At 69.1% G+C, this 22,968-nt stretch carries 17 protein-coding genes and 1 pseudogene; 8 read left to right on the top strand and 10 right to left on the bottom strand.

The annotated features are described in order from the left end of the window. The first annotated feature begins 84 nt into the window (after window positions 1-84). On the top strand, window positions 85-1,203 hold the full coding sequence (locus AC07DC_RS05105) for an effector-associated domain 2-containing protein (protein WP_478911928.1): 1,119 nt from the start codon (window positions 85-87) through the stop codon (window positions 1,201-1,203). 575 nt (window positions 1,204-1,778) lie between these two features. After that, a complete protein-coding gene (locus AC07DC_RS05100) occupies window positions 1,779-3,554 on the top strand; it encodes an aKG-HExxH-type peptide beta-hydroxylase (protein ID WP_478911926.1) in 1,776 nt (591 codons plus the stop codon). On the opposite strand, the gene fxsT is transcribed toward AC07DC_RS05100, so the two are convergent. From fxsT to AC07DC_RS05080, 4 genes are all read right to left on the bottom strand, one after another. After that, complete coding sequence (gene fxsT / locus AC07DC_RS05095; protein WP_478911924.1) at window positions 3,551-8,005, bottom strand: FxSxx-COOH system tetratricopeptide repeat protein; 4,455 nt, start codon at window positions 8,003-8,005, stop codon at window positions 3,551-3,553. The two genes, AC07DC_RS05100 and fxsT, sit on opposite strands and share 4 nt — an antisense overlap. Beyond that, window positions 8,002-8,844 (bottom strand): AAA family ATPase, encoded by an 843-nt coding sequence (locus tag AC07DC_RS05090; protein ID WP_478911922.1) that lies wholly within the window; start codon window positions 8,842-8,844, stop codon window positions 8,002-8,004. The genes fxsT and AC07DC_RS05090 overlap by 4 nt, the downstream gene beginning before the upstream one ends. A 203-nt stretch (window positions 8,845-9,047) precedes the next feature. Next, on the bottom strand, window positions 9,048-10,643 hold the full coding sequence (locus AC07DC_RS05085) for a VMAP-C domain-containing protein (protein WP_478911921.1): 1,596 nt from the start codon (window positions 10,641-10,643) through the stop codon (window positions 9,048-9,050). 69 nt (window positions 10,644-10,712) lie between these two features. Continuing rightward, window positions 10,713-11,933, bottom strand: a complete 1,221-nt coding sequence (locus AC07DC_RS05080) for an alpha/beta fold hydrolase (RefSeq protein WP_478911919.1) — start codon at window positions 11,931-11,933, stop codon at window positions 10,713-10,715. 235 nt (window positions 11,934-12,168) lie between these two features. Between AC07DC_RS05080 and AC07DC_RS05075 the strand changes: the two are divergent. Beyond that, window positions 12,169-13,255 (top strand): annotated as a pseudogene (locus AC07DC_RS05075) (IS630 family transposase). Window positions 13,256-13,294: 39 nt separating this feature from the next. Here AC07DC_RS05075 and AC07DC_RS05070 read toward each other — a convergent pair. Continuing rightward, window positions 13,295-13,777 carry a hypothetical protein gene (locus AC07DC_RS05070; protein ID WP_478911917.1) on the bottom strand — a complete coding sequence of 161 codons (483 nt, stop codon included), beginning with the start codon at window positions 13,775-13,777 and terminating at the stop codon, window positions 13,295-13,297. A 206-nt stretch (window positions 13,778-13,983) separates the two neighbouring features. Between AC07DC_RS05070 and AC07DC_RS05065 the strand changes: the two genes are divergently transcribed. After that, complete coding sequence (locus tag AC07DC_RS05065) at window positions 13,984-14,319, top strand: hypothetical protein (protein WP_478911915.1); 336 nt, start codon at window positions 13,984-13,986, stop codon at window positions 14,317-14,319. On the opposite strand, the gene AC07DC_RS05060 is transcribed toward AC07DC_RS05065, so the two are convergent. From AC07DC_RS05060 to AC07DC_RS05050, 3 genes are read right to left on the bottom strand one after another with little or no spacing between them, the layout of a single operon-like run. Beyond that, window positions 14,300-14,857, bottom strand: coding sequence for a TIGR03086 family metal-binding protein (locus AC07DC_RS05060; protein ID WP_478911913.1), 558 nt, complete (start codon window positions 14,855-14,857; stop codon window positions 14,300-14,302). The two genes, AC07DC_RS05065 and AC07DC_RS05060, sit on opposite strands and share 20 nt — an antisense overlap. A 2-nt stretch (window positions 14,858-14,859) precedes the next feature. After that, on the bottom strand, window positions 14,860-15,393 hold the full coding sequence (locus AC07DC_RS05055; RefSeq protein ID WP_478911911.1) for an SRPBCC family protein: 534 nt from the start codon (window positions 15,391-15,393) through the stop codon (window positions 14,860-14,862). After that, entirely contained in the window at window positions 15,390-15,752 is a 363-nt protein-coding gene (locus AC07DC_RS05050) for an ArsR/SmtB family transcription factor (RefSeq protein ID WP_478911909.1), read from the bottom strand. Before AC07DC_RS05050 ends, AC07DC_RS05055 begins: the two co-directional genes overlap by 4 nt. A 457-nt stretch (window positions 15,753-16,209) precedes the next feature. Between AC07DC_RS05050 and AC07DC_RS05045 the strand changes: the two genes are divergently transcribed. Beyond that, on the top strand, window positions 16,210-16,743 hold the full coding sequence (locus AC07DC_RS05045; RefSeq protein WP_478911907.1) for a YbaK/EbsC family protein: 534 nt from the start codon (window positions 16,210-16,212) through the stop codon (window positions 16,741-16,743). A gap of 1,450 nt (window positions 16,744-18,193) precedes the next feature. Here the strand turns inward: AC07DC_RS05045 and AC07DC_RS05040 are convergent. After that, window positions 18,194-18,583 (bottom strand): ribosomal protein L7/L12, encoded by a 390-nt coding sequence (locus AC07DC_RS05040; RefSeq protein WP_478911905.1) that lies wholly within the window; start codon window positions 18,581-18,583, stop codon window positions 18,194-18,196. A gap of 1,071 nt (window positions 18,584-19,654) precedes the next feature. After that, window positions 19,655-20,230, bottom strand: coding sequence for an integrase core domain-containing protein (locus AC07DC_RS05035; protein ID WP_478911903.1), 576 nt, complete (start codon window positions 20,228-20,230; stop codon window positions 19,655-19,657). A gap of 634 nt (window positions 20,231-20,864) precedes the next feature. On the opposite strand from AC07DC_RS05035, the gene AC07DC_RS05030 reads away from it, so the two are divergent. The 3 genes from AC07DC_RS05030 to AC07DC_RS05020 all read left to right on the top strand — a co-directional run bounded on the left by AC07DC_RS05030 (window position 20,865) and on the right by AC07DC_RS05020 (window position 22,907). After that, window positions 20,865-21,491: an expansin EXLX1 family cellulose-binding protein gene (locus tag AC07DC_RS05030; protein ID WP_478911901.1), complete on the top strand. Its 627-nt coding sequence runs from the start codon at window positions 20,865-20,867 to the stop codon at window positions 21,489-21,491. 124 nt (window positions 21,492-21,615) lie between these two features. Continuing rightward, a complete protein-coding gene (locus tag AC07DC_RS05025; protein ID WP_478911899.1) occupies window positions 21,616-22,146 on the top strand; it encodes a SigE family RNA polymerase sigma factor in 531 nt (176 codons plus the stop codon). Further along, complete coding sequence (locus tag AC07DC_RS05020) at window positions 22,143-22,907, top strand: hypothetical protein (protein WP_478911897.1); 765 nt, start codon at window positions 22,143-22,145, stop codon at window positions 22,905-22,907. The genes AC07DC_RS05025 and AC07DC_RS05020 overlap by 4 nt, the downstream gene beginning before the upstream one ends. The last annotated feature ends 61 nt before the right edge of the window (window positions 22,908-22,968 follow it).

Here is a 22,968-nt window from a genome sequence, read left to right as displayed (position 1 = left end):
TCGCCCGCAACCCGCTGCCCGGAAATCCCGTACGGCACAGGCCGGTTGGTTCACAGTGGCAGGGGGCGAAGAGGGGAGACACGGATGCGGGCGCTTGTGGTCGGGGTGGAGTCGTACGAGGCGGGGTCGGCGTGGAGCCTCGACGGGCCGGTGCATGACGCGCTCGGGTATGTGCGCTGGCTGCGGGACCTCGGCCTACGGGACGAGGAGTTGACGCTGCTGCTGTCCCCGCTGGAGCGCAACCGCGAACTCGCGGACGGTGCCGGGCTGCCGTACCGGCCCGCCGACCGGGACACCGTCCACCGGGTGCTGACCCGGGAGCTGGCGGTCGAGCGCAGCGACTGGCTGTTCGTCGCCTGGTCCGGACACGGCCTCATCGACGCGGAACAGAGCCGCCGGCTGCTGTTCGCCGATGCGGTGCAGCGGGATCTGCGCAGTCTGGACCTGGAGGCGGCCCTCGCCCTGTACCGCTCGGACGGCGCGCCCGGACATCCCCGCCAGCTCTGGCTGTTCGACGCCTGCCAGACCTACGCCGACCCGGCGGCGACGGCCGGGGCGCTGCCGCCCGATCCCCTTCCCCGTGCCACCCCGCGCCAACAGGCCGACCAGTACATCCTGTTCGCCTGCGGTCCCGGCCGGACGACCCGCAACGGGCTGCGCTCCGGCGTCTTCAGCGCCGAGGCGTTGCGGCTGCTGTGCGAGCACCCCGAATGGCGCCGCTCCCCCCAGCCGCTCGCCGGGGCGCTGCGCGACCGGTTCGGGACCAGCACCTCGCTCTGGTTCGAGGGGGACGGGGAGGCCCGCAGAACCCGGGGCAACCACCCGGAGCCCCCGCCCTCGTCCCCCGCCCCGGCCCACACCGCTCCCGGGTGTCCCGCGCCGCGGAAAAAACTTGTTTTGGCCGATAGGCGCCGTCTGCACGACGCGCTGGCGGCCGTCGGGGTATTGGGGCACCCGGAGTCGCGGAGCCAGGTGATCGGGCTGCTTCCGGACGAGATAGCCGGAAGTGTCGCCAGATCAGGGGTGATGCGCCTGGAAATCCTGGCTCTCGTGGAAACCTGCCTGGCGTTCGGAGACGGTCTGACGCACTTGTGGGCGGCGGTGTCCCTGGTGGATCCGGGGACAGCGGCGCTCGACGGACTGCTGGAGGTGCTCCGGGATTATCCGGAGTGGTTCACTCCGCCGCCGTCGAACGGGAGTTGACGCCCCGGAATTCAGCCACCTCGTGACGGGCGGGCATCCAGGCTGCCCGGTACGGGATGTTTCCAGAGGTGCGTGCTTGGGACATCATGTAAGGGCGGATCAAAACCGCACGGATCCCCGGGGGAGGTCTACGGCAGTGGAGAAGCCGGAATCCGCCATCACGTCGGACCTGCCCGATCTCACGGGCACGTCCCTTGACGAGTTGCGCGCTCAGCCTGGCGACCGCAAGGCGGCTGCCAAGAAGCGGCTCCTTGAGGACGTCGGTCGGCCTACCAGAAGTGCGTCCACCGGTGGGGCGAACAGCTGGGCCTTCTGATGCCCCGCTCCGGTCCCCCTGCAGAGGGAAGGTATGCGCCCTGAGTCGCCGCCACGAATCGGAGTCGCCGCACGAACCAGAGCCGCCGCATGCACATGAGCCGCCGCATTCGACAGAAGCGCCGCACGAGTCGGAGTCGCGTCATTCACTGACACCCCGGCAGTTCCATGAACTCGCCGCCGGCGAAGGCAGCACCGCCACCCTCACCGCCCTCGCGCACGCCGAGTTCAGCCACCGCCTGCTGCTCTTCGACCTGCTGATGGACGCCCTTACCCCGCTGACCGGGGTGACCGGCCCCCTCCCGGCCGCCCAGCGCGCCTGGGATCTGCTGGCCGCAGCCCAGCGGCGGAACCCGGCCGCTGTCGAGGAGCTGCTCCTCCTTCCCGAGACCGGCCTCTGGTTGAACCGGCTTCTCGCCCGGCTGCGCACCACCCGCACCGGCGACGCCCCGCTGTGGGCCGAGACCGGGCATCTGCACGCCCTCGCCGCCACCGCCGCCGCACGGGCGGACCTCGCCTTTTCGTTCCGCGTCCCGGCCCACCGGGGCAGCGTCTGGCTGCCCACGCTGGGACTGGCCCAGCTCTCCACGGCGCACCGGCACCAGTACCCGTGGGACACGGCCGAGGTGCGATCCGGCGGCGGGCGGCTGAGCGTCACCAGCCGGTACGGACAGCTGCGGCTGCCTGCCCGCCTGGACCGCCCGGCGGAGGGCTGGCAGCATCTGCGCCGGCTGTCCCTCGTCCCTGGCGGCACGCACCGCATTCCGGTCGACGACCTGGGCGCCCACCGGATCGCGCCGCTGCCCGCCGGTGCCCCCAAGCGACTGTCGCAGAGCGCCTACGCCTCCTGGACCGGACTGCTGCAGCAGGCGTACGAGCTGCTGACCACCGTCGACCCGCCGACCGCCGACGCCGCCGCGCTGCTGCGCTCGTTCCAGCCAATGCCCGCCCACGAACCCTTCCGGGTGCGCAGTGTCACCAGTGGGCACGGCGTCGGCGGAATCGCGTCCTCACTGCCCGGGTCGGTGGCGGTCTGTGCGGCCACGCTGGTGCACGAGCTCCAGCACAGCAAGCTCAACACGCTGATGCATCTCAGCCCGCTGTACGAGCCGCCGCCGGCGGACGCGGCGCAGCCGGAGCGGCTCTACTACGCCCCCTGGCGCGACGATCCACGGCCGCTCGGCGGGATGGTCCAGGGCGCCTACGCGTTCACCGCGGTGGCACGGTTCTGGCAGGCTTCCGCGCTGCGCCCCGGATGCCCGGACAGCGGTCCCACCGGCTCCGGTGATCACAGCATGTTCGAAAGCGCCCTGTGGCTCGATCAGCTGGCGCGGACGCTGCCGGGGCTGCTGGCCGACCCCGCGCTGTTCCCGGTGGGGCGCGCCGCGTTACAGGACCTGCTCAGCACCGTCGGCCGGCTGCGGAAACGATCCGGCGACCGCCCCGAGGAGGCACTGGGCCGCCGGATGGCCGCCGATCACCGGGCGTCGTGGCGGGTAGCACACGTCCTGCCCCATCCCGCGGACGTGGCCCGGCTGACCGCCGCCTGGTGCGCGGCACGGGACCGACCGCCCGCGCTGCCGCCGCGCCGGCCCCCGCCGGTGCGGGACTCCGGGGCGCGGCACCTCGACGCGCGCACCGTGCTCGTACGGATCGGCCTCACCGACCCCGCGGCCCTCGACAAGATGCGGGACAGCCCCGGCGACACCGTTCCCGGGATCAGCGGGGCCCGCCGGGCGGACCTGCTCTGGGCCTGCGCCGAACCCGCCGCAGCCTTGCGGCTGTACATCGAGGACATCAACAGCGCCGCGGCCCGGCCCGGAGCGTGGAGCGGGCTGCGGCTCGCCCTGGCGGATGCCGGCCGGGCACCCGATGCCGTCGGTGCCCTGGCGGCGGCGCCTGAACTCGCCGCCGCCGTGCACCGTGCGATACGAACGGCCGCGGGCCGTCCGCCGGAGCCGGTCGCGCTGGCCCGCTGGCTGAGCCGGGCGACACCGGCGGACCCGGCTGCCGAGGGGCCCTCCGGCTCGTCCTAGATCGACATGGGGTCGATATCGCAGTTCGCCCGCCGCCAGGCGAGGGTGTCCCGGCAGGCCGGGTGGTCCGGCCCCAGCTTCTCCTTGATGTCGTCGAGCGCCTTGCGGTGAGCTTCCTCCGCCTCCCCGGTCCGGCCCAGCGCCCGCAGGTCGGACGCCGTGTTGCCACGCAACACCAGCACCGTGGGGTGGTCCTCACCGAGTGCCTCGATGAGCAACGGCAGTGTCCGCTGGTCGAGTTCGAGCGCCGCAGCCGCCTCACCCTGGGCGAACAGGTCGTTGGCGAGGTTGACCGCGCAGACCAACGGGTGCGGATGCCTGTCACCCAGCGGCTTCCGGAACCGGGCGATGGCCGACTCGTTGAGCTTTCGCGCCTGGTCCACCCGATTGAGCAGCCGCATCGTGATCGCCGTGTTGGCGTCGGCCGCCACGGTGTGCGGATGGTCCTTGCCGAACACCTCGGCGTACAACGCCCTGGTCCGCTCCCCCAGACTCAGCGATTCCTGCAGCTCGCCGTTCTGCCGCAGGTCGATGGACAGGTTGAGCGAGGCCTGCAGAGCGTCCGGGTTGCGCTCGCCGTACCGCTCGGTCAGGGCGTCCCGGGCGATCCTGCTGTTGGCCTCGGCGGCCGTGTGGTGACCCGCTTTGCGCTGGGCGAGCCCGAGCCGGGACACCGCCCGCAGCGTGGACGGGTGCAGGTCGCCGAAGGTCTCGCGGAAGGTGTCGACCGCTTCCTCGCAGGCCTTCTCCGACATCGCGTATTCGCCGAGCTCCTGACGGTCCAGGTTGAACGACGCCTCGGAGTCGAGGGTGGTGGGCGCATCGGCGCCGAACACCTGCACCTTGGTGCGCCAGCTGCCCTCGTCCAGGTCCCGTGCCCGGTGGAAGAGGCCGTTGACGCGCAGGGTGACGGCGAGGTTGTGGGCGTGCAGCAACGTCTCCGGGTCCTCGTCACCGTACGACCGGACGGCCCTGCCGTAGACGTCCTCGTCGAACTCCAGCGCACCGCGGAAGTCACCGCGCGCCCTGCGGTCGCCGGACACCTGGCCCTTGACACGCAGGTACTCCTCCTCCGCGTCCGGACCGGCCGTCTCCAGCGTGGCGAGCATGCGCTCGCCGAGGTTGGCGGCTTCGGCGTAGCGGCCCATCGACCACATGACGAACCGCAGATGACGGCCGAGGATCAGGCTCTGCTGGTCGTCGTCGCCGAAGAGCCGGCACCAGTTGTCGTAGGTCTCGCCGGCGAAGTCCAGCGCCGCCTCGTGATCTCCCCAGTAGAAGAGATATTCCGCGATGTTGTACACCATCTGGCGCACATTGCGGTTGGGCGACCGGGCCGCCTGGGAGGCGATGACATGCGGATAGAGCTCACCGAAGCGCGGCCAGCTCTGCGGGGCACGCGGGTCGCTGGGGGCGTTCGCCGTGAGCAGCAGATGCGCGCCGTGCCGGAATTTACGGCGCTGCTCCTCCGTCATGCGTGCTTCGAGCACCGCCTGGACCAGCCGGTGCATCTGGATCGAATTGGTGCGGTGATCGATCTTCGCCAGGGAGTACCGGCTGATCTCGCGGATGGCCCGGCTCAGCCGGATCGGGTCGGTGAAGATCCGGTCCAGGTCGGGGGCGATCGGTTCGGAGGCGGCGTTGGAGAAGAACTGCCGGGAAATCGGTTCGGGTGCGAAGTAGGCGCAGAGTTCGAGGAGTTGAATGGCGCCGGCGTTCTTCCCCTCGACATGGTCGAGGGACACGTTCCACGCGGTGGCGACGGTCTTCTCGTACTGCGTCGGCGGCGATACCGCCATCAGTTCCGCGCTTTTCTCCTTGAACACCCGCAGATATTCAGCCGGCGGCATACCGGTCTCGGCACGCCACGCCGATGCCTGCTCCACCGCGAGCGGCAGGTCACCGAGGACGGCGGCGAGCATGTCCGCGTCTTCGGTGGACAGGTCCGGATTACGGCGCCGGAGCAGCTGAATACTCTCTTCGCGTTCGAACACATCGACTTCCAGCGGGTGCGCCAACGTGTTCCACTGAGGGTTCCGAGATGTCACGATTACGGAGCCTACCGGTCCGCCCTCGGGAGTGCTCGGGAAGTATTCCTGGACGGCCGACGGGCTCTCTGCGTTGTCGAACACCAGGAGCCAGTTGCCGTACGGGTTCCCGGTGCGCAGAGCCTCCAGCACGGCCGGGACTGCGGTAATTGCCTCGGCGCTCACCGGGAGATGCAGACGCCGGGCCAGTTCGACAAACGCCTGCTGAATTTGCGTGGGCCGCTCGGCGGGAATCCACCAGACAACTTCGTACTCTGCGGCGTGCCGGTATACGTATTCCAGGGCCAGCTGTGATTTCCCGACGCCGCCCATTCCGTGGAGAGCATGGGGAAGCACTGCGGTCGGGCCTTCCCGCAGGCCGTGTTCCAAATTGATCAGCAGCTCTTCCCGCCCGGTGAATACCAGATTCCTCGGGGGCATGTTGCCCCAGACGGCGGGCATGGCCGGCCGCGCGCCGCCTCCGGCCGGGTGTTGCAGGGCCAGGCTGTGTGCCGGGGCGGGGACCGTACTCACTAGTGGGCCTCCAGACATGGGAGTGGTGCCATTGGTGTTGTCGGGGAGTGTCTCATCGGCGGGCTCCATTGCAGCGGTGCCACCGGCCGGGGTAACGGGCGTGTCCTGGCCCCTCGGAGGGACGGTTTCGACATGCTGGGCGATATGCTCGCCGAGTCGTCGGGCGCGGTGCAGGTGAACTCCGGAAATCGCCTGCAACGCGGCGTGCTCGGCCTGGCGGAAACGGAGATTGTCGGCCGTGGGCTCGACGGATTCCATGGCCTGGGTATGGCGCGGTTCATTAATTTCACCATGCAAATAGTCAAGAAGTTCACGCGCCGCCTCATTGCGGGGCGCTAAAAATTCAGCTGCCTTCTTCAGAGCCCGCTCCGTGGCCGTCCTGCTTCCTGCGGCGAGCAATTCCTCACGGACTCCGTCCACAAAGAGATACGAATGGCCGGCACAACCCGGCAGAGGTTCGACCAACGGGCTGATGAGCAGCTCCGCGAGATGCGCGCGCGACGCCTGCGGCATGGTGTGGCGCTGCACCTCCGTCATCGTCTCCAGGTCGAGCTGCACCGCGGCCAGCCGGGTGGCCAGCGCGAACGCGTCGAGCGAGGCGCGGGTGCGGAACCTCGCCACCAGCTCGGCAGGCGTCTGCCGCCGGGCGGGGACCGGCGGGGGCGGCGGCACCGGCCGCGTGCTGGTGAGGACCGCCGCCATGTCCGCCCAGCGCAGGGTCGTCCCGGAGACGAAGCGGGCCCAGGGGCCGAGCCACGCGGCGCCGATTTCCAGCACCGGGACCGGCACGACCCGGTCGGGGTGGCCGGTCAGCAACGACGCCGCCAGCGGCTCGGCGGCCTGCCAGTGCACCTGCCCGTTGGCCGACCAGGGTCCCGCGGCACGCAACCGGGTCCGTACTGGGAAGAGCCCGGTGTGGTGCCACAGCCGCTGTGGCAGCATCTGCAGCACCACCACGGGCTGGCACTTCCCCCACGCCGCGGCCAGCTGCTGCGCGGCCCCGGAACGCCAGGCGGGCGCGGCACCGTCCGTCAGCAGGAACACGATCCGTCGGCCCGTCGGATCGGTGAGGGTACGCGCCGGGCGGGGGCGGGCATCCGTCCCGGGGCCGCGCAGCACCGCCCGTCCGGCGTCGGCGGTGTCGAGCGACATCACCTCCAGGTCGCGCAGTCCGCCGTACCGGCGCAGCACCGAGCGGAAGCGCTCGATGCCGGACCGCCACAGGACCATGTGCGGGGCGTTGTCCACGACGAGGACCGCGCTCCAGTGCCGTTCCGGTTCGGGCACGAGCACCGGCGGCAGATGGGAAGCGACCGCGATGCGCTCGGCCGTGGCGGGCTCGTCGATGACCTGGGAGTGGGCGGAGTCGAGGAAGGTTCGCAACGGGCGCAGCGCACGGCCCAGGGCGAGGTGGTCCGGTCCGCGCCGCCGGTTGGCCGCGGGCCGGCCGGCCGGAGTCCCGGGCGCGGCGGGTTCCCGGGCATCGCCGGGCACGGGCGCGTCCCCCGTGCCGGACCCGCCGTACTGCGGGCCGTTATCGCCCACGGGGGCCGGCGAGGATCCGGCGGCGGGTGTCTGCTGCTCCGGTCCCAGGTCCTGTTCCCCCTCCGGCTCCTCCTCCAGCTCCTTCTGCTGATCCTGCTCCGGGGCGTTGTCCGGGTCGTCGTCGGGCAGCCGGCCGTGCGGGGGCCGCGGCCCGGCGTCCGCGGTCTGCTCCTGCGCCGGGCGCTCCCCGCCGGCGAGCCAGGGGTGATGGGCGGCCAGCCACAACGAATCGGCGACCTCCCACGGATACAGCTCCGCGAGGAGCAGCCGCCGGCTGTCGGACGGTCCGGCCGGCCCGTCCCGGCCGTGCCGGGCACCGCCGGCCGCCGGAGATTCCGCGGTCACGAGGTATCCGCCCCTTCACCGCCCAGCGGGTGCCAAATTGCGGCAAGGACCGACTGCCATTCCTTCGCATCGGAACCGTCCTGGCGGTAGAGGCCCGAGGTCGCCAAATGCGCCGCATTCAGCAACTGATCGGCCGCGAGTCCGCCCACCCGGGCACTTCGCCGGAGAAATTCCTGGATCAACTCCTCCTGTGCGGTGCCGAGCAGGTCACCGAAATGCCCCGACACGAGTTCCGCCAAGGCTTCCGCATCCGGATCCGGAATATCGAGTCGCAGACAGCGCCGCATAAATGCCTCGGGGAACTCCCGTTCACCATTGGACGTCATGACGATCACCGGGAAGGAATGGGCTCTGACCAGTCCCTCCCGGACCACCGCGGTGCCGCCAGGATCAGCCGTATGGACGCTCACGGTTCCTTCCGTCTGCTTCACCCGGACGAGTGGTGGCACCTCGAACCAGGCGTCCTCGAAGAGGGTCAGCAGATCACTTGGAAGGTCGGCGTCGCACTTGTCGATCTCGTCGATGAGGACGACCCGCGGCAACCGGTAGGGGAGCAGCCCGGTGCCCAGCGGGCCCAGCTGCACAAAGTTCCCGACGCTGGGGTGCCCGCCGGGTTCCTCGCCGTCCCGGCTGTCCTGGGTGGTCTGCGCGCGCCCGATGGCGTCGTATTCGTACAGCCCGGAGGCCAGCGTGGTCCGGCTGGTCACCGGCCAGTGCAGCACCCGTCCAAGCCGCAGCTCCCGGGCGATGCGGTAGGCGAGCCCGGATTTGCCCACGCCCGGCCGACCGGTGATCAGCAGCGGCCTGCGGAGCAGCAGCGCGGCGTTGACCAGCCGCACCTCCTCTGCGCGCGGGGTACGCGGCCGTCCGGGCGGGCCCAGCCGGCGGTCGGCCTCGTCGTCGGCGGGCGGCTCCGGCATGGTGACCGCGCCGCGGAAGCTGCGCCAGGGCGGACCCTCGGGCCAGCTCCGTTCCTCGTACGGCATGTCCGGTAACAGCTCTCCGGTTCCCCGGTAGAGCGGCCCGCCGTAGTGCGCCGCGTTCACTCGGCCCCCCCTAAGAACGTGGCGGGAGCGCTCTGCCCGCCCTCGAGAAGATGTTCGGGATCGTCCCAGATCATGCTCAACGACCGGATGGCGTCAACGTCCCGGTCGTGTATCGCGCTTGCCTCACTTGCGGCGGTGGCATGGACGGCAACATCGGATTTCCACTGTTGTGCACGCTCGGGGAGACCCGCCAGCCCTTCATTGGCCAAGCTCTCACGGATCATGCTGCGAAACACCTCCGACGCGGGGTCGTCGCGGTGATACACCACTATGGGTACCCCGAGGTCGAGGGCGAGACTCATCTCCCGCAACCCCAACTCGCTGTCACGGTGCGGCGGCCGGCTGAGCACCAGGCCGACCACATCGTCGTCCCGCCCGATCTTCGCGTCCAGCCGGGCGAGGTGTTCGGCGTCCGTCAGCCCCTCCGGATCGCATTCATGCACCAGTCCCGGCCCCTCGCCGACGCTCCAGTGCGCCCAGCGGGCCCGCCATGCGTTGTGGAAGGCGAGACGCTGCACCCGCTCCAGACTGTGCAGCCGGATCTCCCGGTAGCGGCTCAGCAGGGAGTTGGGGAAGCCCAGCGACGGATCACGGTCCCACCACTCCACGGGCTCGTTGAGAAGCTCCGCCGGGAGGAAGATCTCCAGGGCGGCGTTCTCGGCGCGGGAGTGACGTAAATGAGTCATATGGGTGAGAAACTCTGCCATAGCCGACGGTAGTTGGGTTCGCGTTACAGCTTCTCGGGGCTCGGTGCGGGAGTCCTGGTGTAGTGCGTTGGACTCGGCATACTTCACACAGGCGGAGAGGTAGTAGCGCTGCGCTCGACCGGTCCGGCGTCTGCCCACCCCTCCGTGCGGCGTGCGGTCCGGCTCGACCTTGACATAGGTCCTGATCAGCGGCCTGACGGGGGGAGCCGGCTGCGGGTGGCCGGCGGGCCCGGCCTCCGGGGCGGCGGGGCCGTCGCCAAGGGCGGTCCGCAGTGCCGCGAGCGGCTCCAGCAGATGCCACTCCTGCGAGAAGTGATCGTTCCAGGCGCGCAGCTCCCCCAGGCCCGAGGCAACTTCGGGGCAGTGTGCCAAGTGCTCCAGGAAGGCCATGGCGGGCAGCAGCCCGCTCGGACGGCCGTTCTGGTCGGCGAGATGCACAAAGGCCTGCCACGGGGTGGCGCAGTGTTCGGGCAACGACACCAGGCCGTCCGTGGCCCGGTCCACCAACGCCCCGAGCTCGGCCATCTGGACTTCCAGCACCCGGCGCAACGGCCGCCAGTCGGGCCCGGGGAACGCCAGCCGCGCCTTCCACTCGGCCAGCAGCAGTTGCAGCGGAGGTTCCAGCGCGGGCGTCACCAGGCAGGTGGCCTCCACCAGCCGGTCCATACCGTCGTCCAGCGCCGCGCAGGCGTACACGACACTGACGAATTCCTGCCGCGGTACAGCGAAATTGACGGCGGTCAGGCCGGGGATGTGCAGATGGATCATCTGGCGCCACAGGTCCCGGCTGCTGTCGTTGATGAGCCGCACCGCCGGATCTTCCAGAGCCTTGATCACCGCGCGCAGGACCCGATGCTGTACGGCATCAAACCCTCCCGTGGCCACGCGCGTCCCCCCTCGCACCGTGACATGTGCCCGAACCACGATGAAGGCCCAGATTAAGGGCTTCCCCGATCAACCGGGAAGCGTTTCGGAAAGCGCCCGGTAGAAATGGTCATTGGCCCAGTACGCGCTGTGCGCCGCGGAGACCGGCTGCCGGTTGTCCACCGGCAGATCGGTGATCCGCGGGTCATGGCCGAAGGCCTCGGCAGCGAGGTAGGAGAGCAGGTCACGGCGGTCGTAGACATTGAGCCACCGGGGAAACGTCTCCGGCAGCACGGTTCCGTACGGAAGGGACGGCAGCGCGTCCAGTTCGTACAGCAGCGGCGCCTGCGAACCGACCGTCACCAGCATCTCCACCGCTACGTCCGGCCGCGGGCCGGCCAGCAGGTCCACGGCGATGATCCCGCCGAGACTGTGGCCGAGTACGACGACCGGCCCATGGTCGGGCAGCGCGCGGATGGTGTCGGCCACCAGGTCACGTACCGCCTGACCGCGCGTCAGATAGCTCACGATGTCGCCCAGGAAGCCCACCGAACGACCACTGAGCGCGGCCCGCCGGGAGACCACCAGCCGGGAGCCCAGCGAGCGCTCGAAGAGCCGGGCGGAGAACCCGAGCGCCGAGACCAGCGCCTCGCTCAACCCCCTTACATCACCGCCCAGTTCGCTCGTGCAGACCTCCACCAGATCGTCCCGCGCCGCGACCGGCACGGCGCCGGCCTCCCGGGCCGGGTGCGCCAGCGCCCAGGCCGTCAGCGCCCGCGCGATCAGCCGGGGCAGCGCGTCCCCCTCGGCGGGCGCCGCGACCAGCGCCCGCCGCAGCTCAGGAGCGGCCAGCAGCGCCGCGACCGCGCCGGCCACCGAGGGTTCGGGACCGACGGCGGCCCAGGCCCCGCGCACCGCTGCCGACGTCTCCAGCCCCGCCAGTAACGCCAGCAGTTCATCGCCGCCGGACGCCACACCTGGCGTGAAACCGACGGGGCCGCCGCTGGACGGGCGCTCCGCGAGCGCGTAGACGCCGAGCTCGGCGAACGGATCGGCGTACAGCATCGCCCAGCGCGCCCGGTCCTCGTCCTCCCCGGGGCCGCCGGACTCCTGCGCTTTCCGCCCGCCAGCCGCTGCCGCGTACTCCGGATACCCGGGAATCGAAACGCCGCCGGCCCGCAGATACGACCCCAGCGCGGACCCCCAGTCGCACGGCTCCACCCGCACATCGGGCCGGACCCGCACGAGACGGGCGCGTATCGCCTCCAGCGCAACGGTGTAGGACGGCTCGCGAACCCCCGTGCCATGCACGAACAAAACCGTGACCACGCTGTCCGACCCCCTCGAACTCACCTGGCGCACCAGTGGTTCGGCCAGGATATCGACGGCCGAGGCTGTCTGGTGGGAAGGCACAATCCCAACCCCCGAAAGTCGGGGCGGCCATTGCGCCTTCCCACCACAGACGGGGTTACTGACTTCGGCGGTTTGAGGTGGTTGGCCAGTTTCTGTGGCTGACTGATGGTCATATGCGCGGTATGCCGTCTCTATGCGGTATGCGGATGGAGGCGGGTTGACGGCGATGGGCCGTCAACGCCGTGAGGCGGTGCGGTTGGAGGCCGCCGGGTTGTTCGCCGAGGGGATCAGTCCTCTCGAGGTGGGCCGCCGGCTGCGGGTGAGCTCGAAGTCGGCCTACCAGTGGCAACAGGCCTGGCGTCAGGGCGGTGCTGCGGCGCTGGCCTCGTGCGGACCGGTCGGGCAGCGCTGCAAGCTGTCGGTGCGGTGCGGTGCCAGGAGAAGCTGGCCGGGTACCTCGAGGAGGGGCCGGCCGCACACGGTTGGGACCAGGACCAGGTCTGGACCGGCGCGCGGGTGGCCACGCTGATCGGCAGGAAGTTCCACGTCTCCTACAGCGTCTCGGGGTCCACCCGGCTGATGCGCAGGCTCGGCTTCACCCCGCAGATGCCGACGCGGCAGGCCGCGGAACGCGACGAGCAGGCCGTCACGGCGTGGAAGGAGGCGACCTGGGAGCAGGTAAAACCACCCGGGCGGCCTGCCGGGGCTGGATCTGCTTCGAGGACGAAGCCGGGTTCACCCGCCGGCCGCCGACCGGACGCACCTGGGGACGGCACGGGATCACCCCGGTCGTGAAAGTCAGCGGTCGCGGCTCGGGGAGGGTCTCGGTCGCCGGGCTGCTCGCGATGCGCCCGGGCTCGCGAACCCACCTGTGCCACCGGCTGCGGCGCCACACCGGGCGCAAGGGCGAGCGCCGCAGCCTGTCCGAACGCGACTACATCGACCTGATCGACGGAATGCACCAGCTGGCCAAAGCGCCGCTCGTGCTCGTGTGGGACCGGCTGAACACCCACGTCTCCCACACCATGCGCGATCTGATCAACGCGCGCGACTGGCTGACGGTGTGCACGCTGCCCGCCTACGCACCGGAGCTGAACGCGGTCGAATACCTGTGGGCCCACGTGAAACGCAGCCTCGCGAACCTCGCCAGCGTCGCCCTCGGCCGCCTCGAAACCTGAGTCCGCAACCGACTCAAACAACTGCAGTACCGCCCCGACATCCTCAACGGCTTCATCGCCGCGACCGGACTCTCCCTCGACCTCCCACCACCGTCACCCTGAAACGCCGAAGTCAGTATCCGTGTGAACGGACAGAACCAGTCAGTGTGAGGCGCCGACGATACTGACCCAGACAGGGAAGGGCGCGGTCTCTGGTTCGATCTCGGACTGCTTCGAGTGGCTCTGCGCATCGTCCAGATCTGCCCAGGCGATGACACCTGGCTCACTTTCGGTCAGAAACCCCTCGACCACCGGACCGAGATCGTCGCAAGCCACATACGTACCGCTAAAAGGCAATGCGTCCGGGGGCACAGAAGCAGTCGAGCACCGGAGCTGCCCGGCCTGCTCGTCGTGCCACACATAGAACGTCGCCACCCCGGGAAAGCCCAGCTCGCGAACGCGGCCCCGGATGGCTAGAGCAGTCCGCTCGAAGGCAGCCACCACCTCGGAAACGGACAGCGATTCCCTGTCCCCGTCCGCCGCACTCAGCCACCAGGTGTTGGTCTCCCACTCCACCCGCCGGTCGGTCGGCTCAAGCACCAGGGGCTCGTCCGCTACCTCAGAGATCCACGTCAACAGCACCACAGCAGTATCCCTGCCCGGACGTCAACAACCACCATAAGAAACGATGTCCAAGTCGCCCCTCAACGGCACTGCCTGCCCCTGAACACCTGACCGATCGAGCCCAACTCCAGTCACTTCAGCACCAAACGAGACGACCTCAAAGGCGCTTGACCGGCACCGCGAATATATGTGGTCGGCATCACTGACCACGGCGACCCTTCGTCCCGTTGCCTGACCGGCCGGGCCTTACCCACTCATTGATCGACCCCGACCCCGGTGGTCGCCCCAACCGCACGGTCGTCGTGGCGGAGTCCGCGGGCCTGGCGGCGGGGCTGCTGCTCCTGGTCGAGGCCCTGGACATGGACGGCTACCACGTCTTCCACGCCGCCCGCGTCGACCTGCTCCGCCGCCTCAGCCGCACGACGGCGGCGGCACAAGCGCACGACAGGCGGCGGAACACACCGACGACGACGCCGAGCGGGTGTACCTGCACCGCACCAGCGATGTCCTGCGCTGACCCCGCCGACGGTGTCTTCCGGCTCGTCAGGGCTTGCGGCCGATGAAGGCGAGCAAGCGAGTCCGGACATCGGCTCCCTCCGGCACCTTGACCCGCGGCCCGTACTGCCCGCTCGCTCGGAGCACATCGTCGAGCGGCAGCATCCCGTCGAGCAACTGGGCGCATTTGGCGGGATCGAGGTTTTCGTCCTGGCCGGTGGCCCGTGCCAGGTCCCAGGTGTGCATGAAGACATCAGGGGTGTAGAACTGGTCGACCGCCTGGGCCAGTGGGATCTCTCCGATGTGCGGGTTCGACAGCAGCTTGTGTGCGGTGGCTGGATCGTCGAGGAGGGCCTGCACTCCATCGCGGTGCACCACCCAGGCGGCCACCGGGTCGTCGTCCACCGAGGGCCCTTTCGGCAGTTCGACCCCGGCGCCGGCTTTCAGGAAGGCGGGGAACCACTCGACGAGGTGACGGACAACGTCCCGGGCAGCCCACCCCTCGCAGGGCGCCGGGTTGTCCCATGCCTCTGGATCCGTGCCGCGTACGCGGTCGGTGAATACGCGTGCCACGGTGCGGTGCTCATCGGCTGCTGTTCTCGTCACGATCAAGATCCCGTCTCGGTGTGTCGGTCGACGCCGTTGCCCTGTTGGCCGCCGAGCAGCTCGTCAAGCCGCTCGTGGCCATCGCGGACGCCGTAATCCATGCCGCTCTTGAGCATCGAATCGCGGGCTTCGATGGAGTCCATGAGCGACTTGCCGGTGACCAGGGTGCGACCACCGAGGTCCTCGAAGACGGCCGTCTCCAGGCTGACGCCGTCCGGAAAGCCCTCGTAGGTGAAGGTCTGCACGATCCGTTCGTTGGGGCGCACCTCGTGGAACACTCCGTGGAAGCCGTACTCGGTTCCGTCGTCGTCGCGATGCACATAGCGATAGGAGCCACCGCTGCGCGCGTCGTACTGGTCGATCCGCATCGTGAGCCGACGAGGGCCGAGCCACTGGACGACCAGATCGGGGTCGGTGTACGCCCGGAACACGCGATCCGGCGGAGCGTCGAACTCTCGGATGATCAGGATGGTGGGCAGATCGGGGTCGGCCACGATCCGCGTCTCGTTGCCGTGGTGCGTGTCGGTGGTGCTCATGATGCCGCCTCTTTCGTCGGGGTGCCCGTCGCCGGCTGCTCGCCCATCTGTTCAAGGAGGGCATCGAGACGGCGGAAACGGTCCTCCGCCTCGCGCCGATAACGCTCGATCCACTTCGTCATCAGGTCGAAGACCTTTGTCTCGAGGTGGCAGGGCCGCCGCTGGGCGTCTCTGCTGCGACTGACCAGACCTGCGTCCTCCAGGACCTTGATGTGCTTGGACACGGCCTGCACCGTGACGTCGTACGGCTCGGCCAGTTCGTTGACCGTGGCGTCCCCGGCGGCGAGCCGGGCCACGATGTCGCGCCGAGTGGGGTCGGCCAGTGCGGAGAACACCAGCGACAGCCGGTCGTCGGGCACCTAGCACCTCTCATACTCAACCAATTGGTTAAATAACCATAGGGTCGGAGTCCTGGCTTGTCAACCAATCGGTTGAATAGTGGCGTGCCGTCCGCGCGGCGAGAGGGTCCGTTCCGGAGGTCGGAGCGAGCGACACGGTGACCGATCAGGCGAGGGCACCGACCTGCATCGGATCGGGAGAGCCGGCCCCGTCTTGAGGAAGATGCGGTCGACCGCTTCGCGCACGGTCGGGTCGTCCCAGTCCGAATGCGGGATGCGCACGCGAGTGGGGGAGACCTCGCACATGCTCGTCGTTGCCGGGCGGGCCGCAGCGACCGCGAACACTGTCGCGAGCGAGCCGGGGTGTGCCGCAGTTCGAGTGGACCGCGTGACCCCGCAGCCGTCTGCCCGATCCGACCGTTGCGCCAGGCGTTTTCGGCTTTGCCGACAACCAATCGGATTCCGCGATGGTTTGGGGATGAGCGACACATTGATCCAAGCTGCGCCCGCCGACCGCACGGCGCGTGCTCGCCTCCTCGACCTTCTCACCCACCACGGCGCCCGCTTCCGGCAGATCGAGCACGCCCCTGAAGGCAGAACCGACGTGGTGAGCGCCCTGCGCGGGCACCCGGTGGGGCAGGCAGCGAAGTGCATCGTTGTGCGAGTGAAGGTGACCAAGAAGAGTTCTCACTACGTCCTGGCCGTGGTGCCCGGTGACCGCCGGGTCAACCTGGGCAGGATCCAGGAGCTGTGGGAGGCTCGGCACGCGTCCTTCGCCGACCGCGCCACCGCTGAGCGCCTGTCCGGTTGTGTCAGCGGCGCCATCGTGCCTTTCGCCTTCGATCCGGCGCTGGAACTCGTCGTCGACCCGGCTCTGCTGGAACACGAAGAGATCTTCTTCAACGCAGCCGATCTGAACCTGTCCGTGGCACTGGACGTGAGCGACTACCTACGGATCGCAGAGCCCCGCACCGAGGCCATCGCGGAGAACGCTGTTGCTCTCGCCGACTGAGCCCCGGCCTGCCGTTCTGTCCCCTTCCCATGGGGGTGCAGCGGCAGGCGCTGCACCGGCCGTCAGGACGTGCGGATGCCCGCAGGGTCGGCATCCGTCCGAAAAGACCTCTCCCCCGAACCGGGGGAGAGGGGCCTGCGCCTGGCTGTGGTCACGGGGACGTTCGTCTTGGCGTAGCGGATCGGGTAGAGAACCCGGCCAGAGATCACCATGACGGTGCGGGCTTGCAGTCGTACGGGCACGGCGCCGCCCGGCGAATCCAGACTCGCGGACAGCTCCTCGTATTGCAACGGCGTGCCTCGTCGGACACTTCCGAACAGGTCGCCGGCGCTGAGCAGGACCTGGTGTGGCAGCACGCCACCGGCACGACCGATGCTGGGGTGCCGCTCAACTGCGCTGGCCGGATGGGCTGTCCGCGTGGCCGTTGCCTCGGGTGCCGTTCAGTGGGGGAGGAGGGCATGCCCGAATCCGTGGAAGTACTCGATTTCTCGCAGACGGCGCCTACCTGCAGCCAATCACTGCTCCCCACTCGCCGAAGGGATAGACCGGCGTTCCGCGACGCGGTGGTCACACCTACTACCTGCTCCTTGCCGGCCTGAGCAACTCTGGTGGGTCGGCCTTGAGGGTGCCAAAATGTAGGACGAAGAGGAGTCGGGGATGCCTCAGGTTCGTGACCGTGTAGGGGTCGAAACGTGAGACTCCTTTACTCGGCCGAGTGGGCTTTGTGGTGACCTCGAATAACATCCCGGAGCACGCCGCTCCCCGGCCTAAATGCTGGGGGTCAAGGGGTCGCAGGTTCAAATCCTGTCGTCCCGACCAGCGTTTTCGCAGGTCGGAGGCCGTTTTCGCAGAAATGCGAAGGCGGTCTTTTCCGCGTTTCGGGGTCGGGTGGTCGCAGTGGTGGTCGCAGTGCGGTGTCCCCTAGGCCCGGCCGGCAGCGGTGGGTTCAATCGGCTCTGGGCGGCGTGGTCTTCAGGATGCTCCTGCGGTTGTGGCGGTGCGTATTGCTGCAGGCCAGGCTTTCGCACCAGCGCGGGGAACCGCTGATGTTCAGCCCGCTGGCATGGACACCTGCGTAGTCCTGGCGCCCAGGCATCCGACTGCGAGTAGCGGGACCTGCCGCGCGGGGTGGAGGCCACTGACTTGGAGCTGCGACGACGATCCCGCCTGGCACAGGTCGTAGAGACCGCCCATGGGCGTCCACTTGGTACAGGGAAGTGGCGTAGTGCCAGGTCGAGGCCTTGTGGTCCAGGAGCGGTGGTCTTGTTGGTGAGACGTGTGTGAGAGGTGAGGACCCGCCGGATGCATCCGGCGGGTCTCCGCCGTCAAGCTTGGGGAACTGCAGTAGGTGGTGCCTCGTTCCGGCTCCCCACACGGCTCTGAGCCTCACGGAAGCGGAAGTCGTAGCCGATCCACGGGAAACGTCATCAGCTTGTATGCCGCCGCGGTGTCAGCGGGTGGGGCGGTCACCTGTGACCAGAGGCCCGTATGTGGTGCAGAAGTCGCAGTCACAAGTGATGAGGGAGTTCGCGCGGCAGTGGGCGGCCGGCCAGAAGCGGGACGCACAGGGGCTCGGGTCGAGCAGTCTGCCGTCGCCGGGCATTGTCCGGTCGCACCAGGTGCATTGGGCCGTCGCATGTACACCGGCCTGCTGCAGCCGCCGTACTGCATCGGTGGCCGCGTCGAACGGGATGCCCTTCAAAACCGTCGCGGGCGCACTCTTCAGAAGGAGCTTGCTATGAAACAGGCTAAGCCCGGTCAGTGCCCTGACCGCGCGCAGAGCATCTTCTCCACCGTCGCCCGATTCGGTCAGCCGCACCGTGAACGCCGGATCCTCCACGAACACACCTCCTTCAGTGACGGGGCGCTCGATTCTCAGTATCTCGACGGATAGAGCATGCATCCTGCGGATTTCGGACGATCGCCGGGGCACGACGTCCCCGTCATCGGCGATCTTTGACGCCGCAGCGACCGTGGGGACAGACTTTCTCTACTAGATCAAGGCAACTCGCTCCCCTCGCCGCGGCCCGTAGCTCCGGGCCTCTCAGGGTCTGCAGGGCAGTCTTCTCTCAGGGAGAGAAAGGGCCGCGCACAGCGCGGCGGCGCCGGCCGTCGCCCGGCGCGGCCTCGCCTCCATGTCTGCGCCACCGGCTGGCCGCGCCAGTCGCCGTCCGCGCCCACAAGGCGGGGAACCACAGGTCCGGGCTGGGGCAAGGGCGGTTGCGCGGATTGCCAGCCGAGAGGGCACGGACAGCCTCCGGCGGGGCGCTCCGGACTCTGGGATGGAAGCAAGGGCCGTCGTGGCAAGGCATCCAAGGCGGCACAGCAGGCATGGGGTTGCTGGCTGCTTGACTCCATCAACTCAGTGCAGGTCTCTGGGATAGTCGATGCATGGATCGAACACCTGACCCTCTCGACGAGACGTCACCCCTAACAACTGAGGAGTACGAGGGTATACAGGCCGCTGTCTCAGCTGGGGCAGGGCGTCGGCCCGGCGGGCAGTCGTGCACACTCAACTCCCTGCTCGCGGAGTGGAGCGGTGTCGTGAAGGGTATGCAGGAAGGCTATTCATGGTGCGCGCCAGAGCTTGCCAATGACATCTGGTGCCGGAGCGCGCTGGGCAGAGTCTGGCCGCTCCTGCCCCCACGAGTGCAGGCGATTCGCGGGCCAGAGCTCAACAGGCTCGATGATCGGTTTCGTGCGGCCACGATTGCGTGGCCCGACCGAGAGGAAGAGCCAGGCCAGTGGTGGATGTGGCGCATTCCGCGAATTCTCGAAGCTGTTCCTGGAGAGCCACGTTGGCAAGGGTGGCCAATGGGCTGGGACGTCATGCCGTTTCCTAAACCGGAGACCGTCGAGGTCGTTGAGTAAGCACTCGACCCTGTGGGGCTCATCTATTCGTCGCTGCAGATCAAGCGGCGTAGCGGTACTCGTTGATCGCACCTTCGAGTACGCGGGTGCGCAGCAGTCGGCGGTTGTGGATCTTGATGGCTGTTGGCGTCTGTTGTGAGGCGTCGGGCGGTAGTTGTGCTCGGGATCGCTGCGGTCTGTGCCGGTTGTAGTGGTCCGCGAAGTCGGCGAGGACTCTCGTGGCGTGGGACGTGTTCGTGATCAGGACGTGGTCGAGGGCTTCGCGGCGTACGGTTCCGATCACCCGTTCGCAGTCGGCGTCCATCTTGGGCACGTGCGGCGCACTGAGCAGGACTTCTGCGTCCTCGCCGGTGAAGACGGAGTCGAAGGAGGCGGTGTACTTCGTGTTCCGATCGCGGAGCAGAAACCGGATTTGTCCGCCGCGATCGGCCAGTGCGTTGGTGAACTCGCGGGCCTGTTGGACTGCCCACTGTCGTCTGGGGTGCGCGGTCACGGGCGTGAGGTGCAGTCGGCGGGTGGCGTGTTCCAGGAAGGCCATGGCGTAGAGGCGTTGGCCCAGCGCCGTGTCGATGTGGAAGAAGTCCGCTGTCACGATGCCCTCGGCCGGGGCGGTCAAGAGTTCTGTCCAGCTCGGCCCGTGACGCCTTGGTGCCGGGTCGATCCCGGCCGCGTGGAGGATGTTCCACACTGTGCCCGACGCCATTGGATGCCCCAGCCGCGCCGGCTCGCCCTGGATGCGCCGAGGCCCCCACCGTGTCATCCGTCCGTTGTGCGTGCGCAGCGCCACTCCCGGCTGGGGGGCGGGCAGCCGGTCCGCGCCGTCCAGCCCACGGGCCAGGAGCGACATCGCCGCGAAGCGGCAACCATTTCGCCTTCTGCGGCAACTGAGTGCTGCAACGTTGACTCGATCTACCAATTGGATGGTCATGAGGGCTCTGAAGCACGCCGCTCCGCAGTCCCCGCGCAGACGCGGGCTGACAGTGGGCATTCCGTTGGCGCTGGTCGCTGTCGTAGTTCTCGCCTGTCTGGCCCTTGCGTTCCTCCCCGAGAGCGACGCCGACGCCGGGCGTCCCGCTGCCGCGTCCGTCGGCGCCACTTCGGCCGACGTCCCGTCTGCGGTCGGATCCCCGGCTGCGGCGGCAGCTGCCACGACCACAGCGGCACAGCCGTCGGTAACGGGCACCCCAAAGCCGTCAGCCAGCGGTACTCCGCAGCCCTCGGCCACCAGCGCCCCACGCACGACGTCCGCCGTGGCGTCGTTGGCGGGGCGGATCAAGCCCGCGGTCGCCTACCACGGTGTCGCGACCGCATATGACGCGGGTGACGGCTCCGGCGCCTGCCTGTACAACCCCTCCAGCGATCACATGATCGCGGCGATGAACCACACCGACTACGAGTCGTCCAAGGCATGCGGCGCGTATGTGCTCGTCCGCGCCGCCAACGGGGCCTCCATCACGGTACGGATCGTCAACGAATGCCCGTTGCCCTGTGCACCTGGGCAACTCGATCTCAGTCACCAGGCCTTCGCCAAGCTGGCGGATCTCTCACTCGGCCGGCTCCCGATCACGTGGACGCTGTTGAGCCCTCGCTCCTTGGGCACGATCTCCATCCGTTACAAGGCTGGGTCCACCCGTTGGTGGTGCGGCATCCAGGTGATCGGTCACCGGAACCCGGTAGCGGTACTGGAGGTCCGCACCACCGCCGGCTGGCGGCAGTTGCGGCGTACCGACTACAACTTCTTCCTCTCCACCGACGGCAGCGGGTGCGGTGGGGCGATCAGGGTCACCGACATCTATCGAGAACAACTGACCGTCGAAGGGATCGCGCTGAAGGCGGACGTCGTGCAACCCACACGCGTCCAGTTCGCCCGGCATTAACCGCGACACCCACCCGCCGTCACGGCCCGGCCCCGGGTGCCTGCCGACCGGATTCGTGATGTCCGCTGATACGCTGCGGCGTCATGTTAACGCTCACATTGCAACGAGAGGGCGACCGAGGGAGATGTTCCTCGATGACGCGTCCACGGAGTTCCACGACTTCTTTGAACGCCACTACGCCGAACTGGCCCGTTTCGCCCACCTCCTGACCGGCGAGACGGACGCGGCCGACGACCTTGCTGCGGACGCCCTGATTGCCCTGTGGCAGCGCTGGGACCGGCTTCGCAAGGCTGACCACCCCCTCGCCTACAGCCGCGGCGTGGTGGCCAACATGGCGCGCCAACGGATCCGCAGCGCGGTTCGCGAGCGACGCCGGACCGCGCTGTTCTGGTCCCGCAGCCCGGAGCAGGTGCAGGGTCCGGACGTGGCGGCCGTGCTCGACGTACGCGCGGCGCTCGCCCGGCTGCCGTTCCGCAAGCGGGCATGCGTGGTCCTGCGCCACGCCTTCGACCTGTCGGAGAAGGACACCGCGGAGGCTCTGGGGATATCGGTCGGTACGGTGAAGAGCCAGACGTCCAAGGGAATGGCGGAGCTGGAACGGGTACTGGGCGCGGAAACGACCGGGGCACTGTCGACCGGGAGGAGAATTCGGTGAACGAGGAGACCACCCGGCGCCTGCGCGAGGCCGCCGAGGCCCACCAGCCCGACCGCGCGAGGATCCTGGCCCGCGTGGAACGCGGCGCAACCGGCACTGTCGCCCCTCACCGCAGACGCTCGATCGCGAGGTCGTGGCCCAAGGCCGGGCTCGCCGGCCTCGCTGCCGCCGCGATCCTGGCGACCGGCGGCCTCGCCGTCGCCGACATCGTCCGAACCCCCTCGCCGTCGCACACCCCCGCCGCTCCCGCCGCCCCGTCCCCGACCGCCACCCCCAGTCCCACGCCCTCTGCTCATGCCACCACCGCTCCCGCTCCGAGCACAACTCCGAGCAGCTCGCGCCCGACTCCGTCGGCCGGCACTCGGGTCGAGAACGGGCCGCTGTGGTCGGAAGGCTCGATCGATCCGGCCAGCAGCGTCTACTGGGCCCAGAACAACCTCACCCTGAGGACCATTCAGCAGCTCACCTCGCTCACCGTCGAACTGCGCGTCGCGCAGACCGGTGGCGTGCGGAGCACCGGCGCCTGGCGGACCCTGCCCAGTGACGACTTCACCGTCACCGTCCAGCAGGTCGGCGGTGCACTGGTCTACCGCTGGGTGCTCAAGCCGGGACGTACCGTGCCGCCCGGGCAGCACGAATTCGCCGGCCAGTACAACCACGCCACCGGCATGCGCAATGCCACGCGCGACAGCTACCGCGTTGACGCACGGGCTTCGGCAGGCTCCAGCGCGGTCTGGGGAGGTTTCACTACAACACGTTGAATCGCTCCGGGCGCCTGGGAGCAGCCCGCCGCTCCCGCCCGCCCAGGGCTCCGAAGAGCTG

It is taken from the genome of Streptomyces sp. NPDC045021 (genome assembly GCF_056432645.1).
Note: the sequence above shows the minus strand (reverse complement) of the source record. Positions and strands in the feature narration are given on the sequence as shown.

Coding starts and splice junctions, on each gene's coding strand:
- AC07DC_RS05105 (WP_478911928.1), top strand. CDS start 85: ATGCGGGCGCTTGTGGTCGGGGTGGAGTCGTACGAGGCGGGGTCGGCG.
- AC07DC_RS05100 (WP_478911926.1), top strand. CDS start 1,779: ATGGACGCCCTTACCCCGCTGACCGGGGTGACCGGCCCCCTCCCGGCC.
- AC07DC_RS05055 (WP_478911911.1), bottom strand. CDS start 15,393: ATGAGCACCACCGACACGCACCACGGCAACGAGACGCGGATCGTGGCC.
- AC07DC_RS05045 (WP_478911907.1), top strand. CDS start 16,210: ATGAGCGACACATTGATCCAAGCTGCGCCCGCCGACCGCACGGCGCGT.
- AC07DC_RS05025 (WP_478911899.1), top strand. CDS start 21,616: ATGTTCCTCGATGACGCGTCCACGGAGTTCCACGACTTCTTTGAACGC.